Annotated in this window: 2 protein-coding genes; both read left to right on the top strand. The window is 73.6% G+C overall.

Annotated elements, in window-relative coordinates:
- Nucleotides 1–117 precede the first annotated feature (117 nt).
- Nucleotides 118–639, top strand: a complete 522-nt coding sequence (locus ACWDN5_RS46770; protein WP_449680794.1) for an RNA polymerase sigma factor — start codon at nt 118–120, stop codon at nt 637–639.
- A complete protein-coding gene (locus ACWDN5_RS46765) occupies nt 632–1,501 on the top strand; it encodes a CU044_5270 family protein (protein WP_449680793.1) in 870 nt (289 codons plus the stop codon). Before ACWDN5_RS46770 ends, ACWDN5_RS46765 begins: the two co-directional genes overlap by 8 nt.
- Nucleotides 1,502–1,574 lie beyond the last annotated feature (73 nt).

Raw genomic sequence — 1,574 nt, 5'->3', positions numbered from 1 at the left:
CCTTCCGAGCCACCACACAGGCAGAGCCTCATCAGCCACACCCCGACGCCCTGGGCATCCAGGGCACTCGCCCCGAACAACATCAACCTTAGGGAACCCCATGACAGAGGCAGCCCCATGACGGCGGCCTCGGTGCTCGGCACCGAGCAGTTCACCGAGGTGCACGACCGCTACTTCGCGGCCATCTACCGGTACGTCGCCGGGCGCCTCGGCCCCCAGGCCGCGGAGGACGTCGCGGCTGAGACGTTCCTCGTCGCCTTCGACCGCCGGAAGACGTTCGACGCGAGCCGCGGCGACCCGTGCGCCTGGCTGTTCGGCATCGCGACGAACCTGGTCTCCCGGCACCGCCGCAAGGAGGCGCGCCACTACCGCGCCCTTTCGCGGCTCGACCCGCGCGAAGCCGCCGAAGGACACGAAAGCCGCGTTGTCTCGGCGATCGCGGCCGGGCAGCTCGGCAAGGCGCTGGCCCGGCTGTCCGCCGGCGAGCGCGACGTCCTGCTGCTCGTCGCCCTCGGCGAGCTCGGCTACGCCGAAGTCGCCGAAGCGTTGCGCATCTCCCCAGGCACGGTCGGCTCCCGCCTGAACCGCGCCCGCAAGAAGCTCACCCCCGTTCTCGCCCCGGAGGCCACCGATGAATGACCTGCAGACCCTGCACGCCGTGCTGGCGCCGAGCGAAGTGCCCCAGGACGTCGCCGACCGGAGCCGGCACCGGCTGCAGAACCACATGCAGGCGACTCCCCGCCGCCGGGTGCGCCCGCTGGCGCTCGGGGCCGGCTTGGTCGCCGCGGCGGCCGCGGCCGCCGTCGTGGTGGCCACCCTGCCCGGCGCCCCCGCCCAGGCCCCGCCTCCGCAGGCGGTCGCCCCCGTCCTGACGGGCCAGGAGGTCCTGCTGGCGGCGGCCACGGTGGCCGAGCGTTCCCCGGCGGACACCGGAAAGTACTGGCACGTGAAGACGGCCGACGCCAAGGGCGGGTACGAGTACTGGTACTCCGCCGACGGCCACCTGTGGTTCCGCGGCGCGAAGAGCGGGGGCCGGGTGATGCCGCTGGGGGCGTTCAAGCTGCGGCTGGCGGCCACCGAGGTGACGTTCGAGCAGCTCCGCACCCTGCCCACCGACCCGGCGGCGCTGCGGGACTGGCTCGTGAACGCGATCGCGCACAGCGGCGCCCGGACGAGCGCGGGCCCGTTCACCGCGGAGGACCGCGAGCGGGAGCTGCTGCTGTCGATGGTGTCCCTGGTGTCGACCCTGCCCGCCCCACCAGCCGTCCGAGCGGCGGCCTTCCGTTCGATCGCGGCATACCCCGGCGTCCAGGACCTCGGCCCCGTCCCCGGCGGCCGCGGGTTCCTGCTGCCGGGGGACTACCGCCTGGTGGTCGACCCCGCGACCGGCCGCATCAACCGCACATCGATGTACGTCTCCGCGGACGGCGCAATCTACGTGGTCGCCGATCCGCAGGGTGCGCAGGTCCGTTCCGAGTGGACGGACTCGCTGCCGGAGTGAGCGTAGCCCGCCTCCGCGACCAGGTCGAGCGTGGCGGCGAGGATCGCCAGCCGGCTCTGCTCACTGCGCTTGC

The sequence above is a fragment of the Amycolatopsis sp. NPDC003731 genome (assembly GCF_053586895.1).
The sequence above is the reverse complement of the archived record's forward strand: the minus strand, read 5'-3'. Positions and strand labels throughout refer to the sequence as shown.